This window comes from Phenylobacterium sp., from assembly GCF_036402295.1.
GTDB lineage: Bacteria > Pseudomonadota > Alphaproteobacteria > Caulobacterales > Caulobacteraceae > Phenylobacterium.
Genome location: NZ_DASWTE010000062.1, coordinates 1 through 7,374, shown reverse-complemented (window position 1 = coordinate 7,374; position 7,374 = coordinate 1). Strand labels below are relative to the sequence as shown.

Genomic DNA, 7,374 nt, shown 5'->3' with positions numbered 1-7,374 from the left:
CTTCAGGTCGAAGCCGGAGGCCGCGGCGTTGGCAAGCCGCGCGCCGTCCAGGTGGACGCCGTAGCCCTTGGCCTTCACGGGCTCGATCAACGCCTTCAGCTCGGCGGCCGTGTAGACCGTGCCGTACTCGGTGGCGTTGGTCAGCGACAGGGCCGCCACCGGCTGGCGGTAAGAGACGTCGGGCGCGGCCAGCGCCTCGGCCAGCGGCGCGGGGTCGATCTTGCCAGAAGCGCCGGGCAGCCGGGTCAGTCCCAGGCCGTGGCCGAACAGGCCCGGCGCGCCGGTCTCGTCGGTGCAGACGTGGGCGTGCTCGTGCGCCAGCACCGACTCGAACGGCCGGCAAAGCGCGGCCAGCGAAACGGCGTTGGCCGCCGTGCCCGACGCCACGAACCGGACCTCCGCATCAGCGTCCAGCATTTCGCGCACCAGGTCGGCCGCCCGGGCGCTCACCGGATCGGTCCCGTAGCCGGAGGTGAAGCCTGAATTGGCGGCGACCAGCGCCTCCATGGCCTCCGGCGCGGCGGGGGCGGTGTTGTCGGAGGCGAAATCGTAGCGGGCCATGAGGCGAAGCTTTTGGCGCGACAGCGCCGCTTTGATCAACTGCGGAAAGCGCGGAAGGGCGCGGAAGGAAGGCGGTGGGGGTTTCGCCTTCCGCGCTCTTCCGCGCTTTCCGCGGTTCAAACAGTTGCTCGTGCGGCGCTCTCAGCCGTGCTCGCGGGCCCAGGCGCGGACTTCGTCGACGAACAACTCCGGCTCCTCCATCGCCGCGAAGTGGCCGCCGCGGGGCATGTCGGTCCACCGGACGATGTTGTAGGCGCGCTCTGCGAACGAGCGGGGCGGGGCCGAGTAGAGGGGCTCGCCCGGGAAGTTGGCGAAGGCGGTCGGCGTCTCCACCCGCTCGCCGGGCGCGAAGGCCAGGCCGCCTTCCTCGACGAGGCCTCGGTAGTACCAGGCGCCGGTCGTGAAGCTGTCCGTCATCACGTAGAGCATGATGTTGGTGAGCAGCCGGTCGCGCGGATAGACCTCGTCGATCGGCTTCTCGCGCAGGTCGGACCAGTCGTGGAAGCGCTCGGCAATCCAGGCGGCTTCGCCCACCGGATTGCCCGCCGCCATCCAGGCCAGAGACTGCGGCTTGGAGACCTGCAGGCGGAAGTACGCGCCCATCATGTCCATGGCCGCGGCCTGCTTCTGGGCCCAGCCGATCTCGGCCTCGCCCTGCGGCCCGCCGTGCGGCCGGAAGCCCAGCATGTTGAGGTGGATGGCCCGCGCGCTCGCGCCATGCTCGCGGCCCAGCCACGAGGTGACCATGGCGCCCCAGTCGCCGCCCTGGGCGAGATAACTCGAGTAACCCAGCACCTCGGTCATCAGGGTGTTGAACAGCCGCGCCGTGGTCCGCTGGCCGACCGGCCGCGTGGGCTTCGACGAGAAGCCGAAGCCGGGCAGGGACGGGATCACCAGGTCGAAGGCGTCGGCGGCGCTGCCGCCGTGCCGCGACGGGAAGGCCAGCTTCTCGATCGCCTGCCAGAACTCGTAGTGCGAGCCGGGCCAGCCGTGGGTCACGATCAGCGGCCGCCTGCCGCCGGCCTCGCCCACCACGTGCAGGAAGTGCAGGTCGAAGTCCTCGACGCGGGCGGTGAACTGCGGGAAGCGGTTGAGGTCGGCCACCGCACCTCGCCAGTCGTAACGGTCGGTCCAGTGCTCGCAGAGGCTCTTGAGCCAGGCCCCGTCGCAGCCATAGGCCCAGCCGTCCGGAACCGCCGGCTGCCGCGGCCAGGGATAAGCGCGCACCTGGTCCAGAACGCGGCCTACCTCGGCCTCGGTCCAGGTCACTTCGAAGGGTTTGATGTCCGCCATGCGCGCCTCCCGTGAGCACGCAGGCTCGCAGGTTTACGCCCAGGGGCGTCAAGCGCCTCAAGCGCCGGGCTTGAGCCCTTTCGCCAGGGTGGCGCTGAGCTGGTGGTGCAGGGCGCGGGCGGCGCCGGGCGGCAGCTTGCCGGCCATCTCCAGCACCACGACGCCGTGGGTGGCGGCCCAGAACATCGCGCCGATCTGCTCGGGGTCGCCGGCCATCTCGCCAGCCTGCACCTGGTCCTTCACCCAGGCGCTCATGGTGGCGTGGGCCCGCCGGCCGGCGGCCTCCAGCTCGGGATAGCCGCTCTCGCCCACCGGCTGGTTCAGGTCGAACATCAGCTTGTAGGTATGCGGATGCTCGAAGGCGAAGCGGACGTAGGCGTCGCCCACCGCCGCCGCCTTGGCCCGGGCGCTCTTGGCTCCGGCGCGCGCGGCCTCCAACGCCTCGGCGAACTGGTTGAAGCCGTTGGTGCGGACGGCCGCCAGGATGTCATCCTTGTCCTGGAAATAGCGGTACGGGGTCATCGGCGAGACGCCCAGTTCGGCGGCCAGCTGGCGCATGGTCACCGCGTCCGGCCCGCGCTCGGCGAACAGGCGCTCGGCGGCGGCGCAGAGGCGTTCGCGGAAGTCGGCGACATCGGTCTCGGTCAGGACGCGCGGCATTCGACTCGCTCGAAAATAAAACCCTTGCCAAGGGGTACGGCCTGGACCATAAATTTACAACGTAAGTTACACAAGTGGGACGTTACGGAGGAATGGCGATGGACGGCGACGTGCGCATCAACCCGTATCTGGCGGGCAACTTCGCCCCGATTCGCTCGGAGGACGACTTCGATCTCGCCGTGAAGGGCGAGATCCCGGCGGGCCTCCGTGGCGCCCTGTTCCGCACCGGCCCGAACCCGCAGTTCGAGCCGCGCGATCCGGCCAACCACCACTGGTTCAGCGGCGACGGCATGGTCCACGGCTTTTACGTGGCCGACGGCAAGGTGCGGTACCGCAACCGCTACGTCCGCACGCCCAAGTGGGAGCTGGAGCACGAGCACGGCCGCGCCCTGTTCGGCTCCATGGGCAACCCGATGACCACCGATCCGATCGCGCTGGGCAACGAAGGCGGCGTGGCCAACACCAACATCGTCTGGCACGCCGGCAAGCTGCTGGCGCTTGAGGAGGCGCACCATCCGTTCCTGATGGACGTCCGGACGCTCGAGTCCAAGGGCTACGACCGGGAGTTCCAGGGGAAGGTCACCGCGCACCCCAAGATCGATCCGGTGACCGGCGAGATGCTCTGGTTCGCCTACGCGGTGGGCGAGATGCCGCTGTCGGCCGGCATGAGCTACGGGATCACCGCCGCCAACGGCTCGCTGGTCCGCCGGCAGGACTTCCAGGCGCCCTATTCGTGCATGGTCCACGACTTCATGGTCACCGAGAACCACGCGCTGTTCCCGATCCTGCCGCTGACCGGCAGCCTCGAGCGCGCCATGAAGGGCTTGCCGCCCTTCGCCTGGGAGCCGGAGAAGGGCAGCTACGTGGGCGTCATGCGCCGCGACGCCGACGTCTCCACGATCCGCTGGTTCAACGCCGAGGCCTGCTACGTCTTCCATCCGCTGAACTCGTGGGAGGAGGGCGACCTCATCCACTGCGACGTCATGCGCTACGACGTGGCGCCGCTGTTCCCCTGGGCCGACGGGCGGCCGGGCGACCGGGCCGCCGCGCGACTGGTGCGCTGGACGTTCGACCTCGCGTCGAACTCCGACGCCATCAAGGAGACGCCCCTCGACGACCTGGACGGCGAGTTCCCCCGCGTCGATCCGCGCGCCGAGACGCGCAAGCACCGCCACGGCTGGTACGCCTGCGATCCCACCGCCAGCGGCACGATCAAGCAGTGCGGCATCGCCCATCTCGATTTCGCCACCGGCAAGCGCCAGGTCTACGAGCTGACGGGCGGCGACCTCACGTCGGAGCCGGTGTTCGTGCCCCGCTCGGCGGACGCGCCCGAGGGCGACGGCTGGGTCACGGCCGTGGTCTATCGGGCCGGCGAGGACCGTTCGGACATGCTGGTCTTCGAGGCGCAGGATATCGCCAAGGGCCCGATTGCGACCGCCGAGATGCCGCGTAGGGTGCCGTTCGGCTTCCACGGCAACTGGGCGTCGATCGACTAGGAGAACCTTCGAAATGCGTGGCTGGGACCTGCTCGTCGACCGGGGCGACCTTACCAAGACCGCCTTCGCCGATATGGATCCGCAGGTCCCGCTCGCCGAGGGCGAGGCGTTGTTGGAGGTGGAGAGCTTTGCGCTGACCGCCAACAACGTCACCTACGGCGCCGTGGGCGACCAGATCGGCTACTGGAGGTTCTTCCCGGCGCCCGAGGGGCTGGGGCGGATCCCGGTCTGGGGCTTCGCCCGCGTGCTGCGCTCGAACACGGCCGACGCGCCCGAGGGCCTGCGTCTGTTCGGCTACTGGCCGATGTCGAGCCACACGGTAGCCAGGCTCCAGAAGCGGCCGACAGGCTACGTGGAGGTCTCAGCCCACCGCGCCGAACTGCCGCCCACCTACAACGCCTACCAGGCCGCGGAACCCGCGGCGGACGACGACTGGCGCTCGTTGCTGCGGCCGCTGTTCATGACCAGCTTCCTGCTGGACGACCAGCTGGCGGAGACTGACCTCAAGTCGCTGGTGCTCTCCAGCGCCTCGTCGAAGACGGCGATGGGGCTGGCATGGCTCGCCCGGCGTCGCGGCGTGCGGATCATCGGCTTAACCTCGCCGGCGCACGTCGAGCTGCTGACCAGCACGGGCCTCTACGATGAGGTGGTGGCCTATGCGGACGCGCCCAGCCTGAAGGCGGCGGGGCCGGTGGGCTACGTGGACTTCGCCGGCCGCGGCGAAGTCACCCGCGACGTGCACGCCGCGCTCGGCGAGGCGCTGGTCGTCAGCCTGGGCGTTGGCATCACTCACTGGGACGTCATGACCGCGCCGCGGCCGCAGGTTCCCGGTGTGACGCCGGTGTTCTTCTTCGCCCCCGACCGCATCCGCCAGCGGGCGCAGGACTGGGGCATGGCCGAGGTCGACGCCCGTTTCCGCGCGGCGCTGGCCGAGTTCATCGCCGGCAACCCGTGGATGACCTTGAAGCAGCACGCCGGGCCCGACGCGCTGAAGGCGCTCTACGCCGACGTGGTCGCGGGCAAGGTGAGCCCCGACGCGGGCCACATCGTCCGGCCGCGCTAGGGCTGCGCGCGGAACTCCAGTCGCTGCATCGACATCGGCGTCGTCGGCGCCAGCAGCACGCCGGCGTGCAATGCGCCGCGCTCGCAGGGGAACGTCAGGACCGTCGTCATCGCGCTGTCGGCCTGGATCGGCTCGGCTGCGCGGCACGCGCCGAGCTGCTTCTTCAGCGCGGCGATCTCGGCGTTGCGGCGGGCGGCGTCGCGGTCGAGCAGCAGGTTCATGGCCAGGGCCTCGCGGACGGCCAGTACGTCGCCCGCCGCGTAGATCTTCTCGACCGCCTTCGCCGCGGCCTCGAGGCGCGGGGAGGGCGGCAGCTGCCGGACGGGGAAGGCGCCCGACTTCACGAGGCTGACCGTCGCCTCGCGCACGACGCTGGAGACCGGCCCGTAGGTCAGGTTCGAGAAGGCGAAGACACCGACGCCGCGGGTAGGCAGCATCAGGACATTCGAGCCGTAGCCGGGCAGGCCGCCCGAGTGGCCGAAGTGCGGGCCCAGCACGCAGTCGTTGTACGGGATCGTGCCCATGCCGTAGCTCGCGGCGCGGTCGCACTCGACGCCTTCGGTCCGCCGCTGGGCGACGGCGAAGGTCTGCGGCCGCATGATCTCGCGGATGCTGGCGCGCTTCAGGATCCCGTCCTCGGGGCCGTCGCGCGGCGGCCAGGCCGCGAGCTCCCAGGCGATGTAGCGGGCGTAGTCGTTGGCCGTGGTCATCAGCCCGCCCATGGCCCCGAAGGCGCCCGGCCCCAGCGCCGGCTCCTCGGTCCACTGGCCGTCCTCCCAGCGGTAGCCGACGGCTAGCCGCCCCTTAGGGACCGCGGCCAGGTCGTAGCCGGTGGACGTCATGCCCAGCGGTTTGAGGAAGGCGTCGCCGATGTAGTCGGTGTAGTTGCGACCGGCCGCGTTGGTCACGGCCCGCCCGGCCAGGGCGTAGCCGTAGTTCGAATACTCGAACGCCATGCCGGGCGCCCGCGAGAACGGCACTCCGGCCGCCGTGAGGCGGGTGAAGTCGGCCTCGCTCATCGGCAGCTGCCGGTCGCCCCAAGGGTCGTCGGTGACAAAGCCCGCCGAGTGGCTCAGCAGGTCGCGCACCGTGATCTTCGGGCTGTCGCTGGTGGGGTATTTCAGGCTGGCGAGTTCCGGGATCACCGACTCGGCGGGCGCGTCGAACCGCAGCTTGCCCTCGTCGCGCAGCTTCAAGGCCGCGAGCGCGGTGAAGTTCTTCGACATCGAGGCGATGCGGAACACCGTGTCCCGGGTCACCGGGGCGTTGGTCTTCGTGTCCTGGATGCCCAGGGCGCGGACGTAGGCCAGCTTGCCGTCCACCACCACGCCATAGACCACGCCCGGCGCGTGGCGGTCGCGCATGAAGGTCTCGAACAACGGATCGATGGCGACGAAGGCGGCCTTCTGTTCGGCGGTCTGGGCCGCGGCGGGCCCGGCAAGGGCGAGGATGGCGGCGGTGGCGACCATCCACGAAATCCAGGTCCGCATTCTGCCTCTGCTCCCGAAATGTAACTGCCGTTGCGATTCAAACCGCCGGAGCCAATCAAGCTGCGCGGGCGCAGATTTGCCAAGTTCGGATACGCGGGGAAACAGACGCCATGAAGACCACGCTCGTTGCGGCCCTCCTCGCCGCAGCCTTGGCCACGCCGGCAGCCGCCGGCCCCGACTTCGCCGACCGCCAGGACTTCGCCTTTGCCGAGCGGGGCTTCCTGGGCACGCGCGCCAACCCGAAGATCACCGCCGAGGACGGCCGGGTGGTCTGGGACCTCGCCGCCTACGACTTCCTCAAGGGCGCGGTGCCCGCCAGCGTGAACCCGAGTCTATGGCGCCAGTCGCAACTCCTGGCGAAACACGGCCTGTTCGAGGTGGCCAAGGGCGTCTGGCAGGTCCGCGGCTTCGACGTCTCCAACGCGACCTTCATCGCCGGCAAGTCGGGCTGGATCGTCGTCGACCCGCTGACTTCGGCCGAGGTGGGCAAGGCCGCGCTGGAGCTGGCCAACCAGAAGCTGGGCGCGCGGCCGGTGGTGGCGCTGATCTACACCCACAGCCACGTCGACCACTTCGGCGGCGCGCGCGGGCTGGTCGAGCAAGCCGACGTCGACGGCGGCAAGGTGCAGGTGATCGCGCCGGAGGGCTTCCTGGAGCACGCCGTCAGCGAGAACGTCATCGCCGGCGCCGCCATGTCGCGCCGCGCCGGCTTCCAGTTCGGCACGTTCCTGCCCAAGGGCCCGGCCGGCCACGTCAACGCCGGCATCGGCATGGCGGTAGGGCAGGGGACGCAGACCCTGGTCCCGCCCAA

General features: G+C 70.2%; 7 protein-coding genes. 3 read left to right on the top strand and 4 right to left on the bottom strand.

Annotated features, from left to right (window positions below):
- From VGD44_RS04110 to VGD44_RS04100, 3 genes are all read right to left on the bottom strand, one after another.
- The coding region (locus VGD44_RS04110) for a beta-eliminating lyase-related protein (protein ID WP_331084151.1) at window positions 1-561 on the bottom strand (561 nt) is incomplete at its 3' end.
- A 141-nt stretch (window positions 562-702) separates the two neighbouring features.
- A complete protein-coding gene (locus VGD44_RS04105; protein ID WP_331084150.1) occupies window positions 703-1,854 on the bottom strand; it encodes an epoxide hydrolase family protein in 1,152 nt (383 codons plus the stop codon).
- 57 nt (window positions 1,855-1,911) lie between these two features.
- On the bottom strand, window positions 1,912-2,514 hold the full coding sequence (locus VGD44_RS04100) for a TetR/AcrR family transcriptional regulator (protein WP_331084149.1): 603 nt from the start codon (window positions 2,512-2,514) through the stop codon (window positions 1,912-1,914).
- Window positions 2,515-2,612: 98 nt separating this feature from the next.
- On the opposite strand from VGD44_RS04100, the gene VGD44_RS04095 reads away from it, so the two are divergent.
- Together VGD44_RS04095 and VGD44_RS04090 are read left to right on the top strand one after the other, a co-directional pair.
- On the top strand, window positions 2,613-4,010 hold the full coding sequence (locus VGD44_RS04095) for a carotenoid oxygenase family protein (protein WP_331084147.1): 1,398 nt from the start codon (window positions 2,613-2,615) through the stop codon (window positions 4,008-4,010).
- 13 nt (window positions 4,011-4,023) lie between these two features.
- Entirely contained in the window at window positions 4,024-5,073 is a 1,050-nt protein-coding gene (locus tag VGD44_RS04090) for a DUF2855 family protein (protein WP_331084145.1), read from the top strand.
- Here the strand turns inward: VGD44_RS04090 and VGD44_RS04085 are convergent.
- Window positions 5,070-6,563, bottom strand: a complete 1,494-nt coding sequence (locus tag VGD44_RS04085; protein WP_331084143.1) for a serine hydrolase domain-containing protein — start codon at window positions 6,561-6,563, stop codon at window positions 5,070-5,072. The two genes, VGD44_RS04090 and VGD44_RS04085, sit on opposite strands and share 4 nt — an antisense overlap.
- Before the next feature lie 110 nt (window positions 6,564-6,673).
- Here VGD44_RS04085 and VGD44_RS04080 point away from each other — a divergent pair.
- Window positions 6,674-7,374 (top strand): MBL fold metallo-hydrolase (locus VGD44_RS04080; RefSeq protein WP_331084141.1); only part of this gene is annotated, 701 nt, incomplete at its 3' end.

Excerpts from the sequence above, each read along its gene's own strand:
- VGD44_RS04090 (WP_331084145.1), top strand. The coding sequence starts at position 4,024 with ATGCGTGGCTGGGACCTGCTCGTCGACCGGGGCGACCTTACCAAGACC.
- VGD44_RS04105 (WP_331084150.1), bottom strand. The coding sequence starts at position 1,854 with ATGGCGGACATCAAACCCTTCGAAGTGACCTGGACCGAGGCCGAGGTA.
- VGD44_RS04100 (WP_331084149.1), bottom strand. The coding sequence starts at position 2,514 with ATGCCGCGCGTCCTGACCGAGACCGATGTCGCCGACTTCCGCGAACGC.
- VGD44_RS04085 (WP_331084143.1), bottom strand. The coding sequence starts at position 6,563 with ATGCGGACCTGGATTTCGTGGATGGTCGCCACCGCCGCCATCCTCGCC.
- VGD44_RS04095 (WP_331084147.1), top strand. The coding sequence starts at position 2,613 with ATGGACGGCGACGTGCGCATCAACCCGTATCTGGCGGGCAACTTCGCC.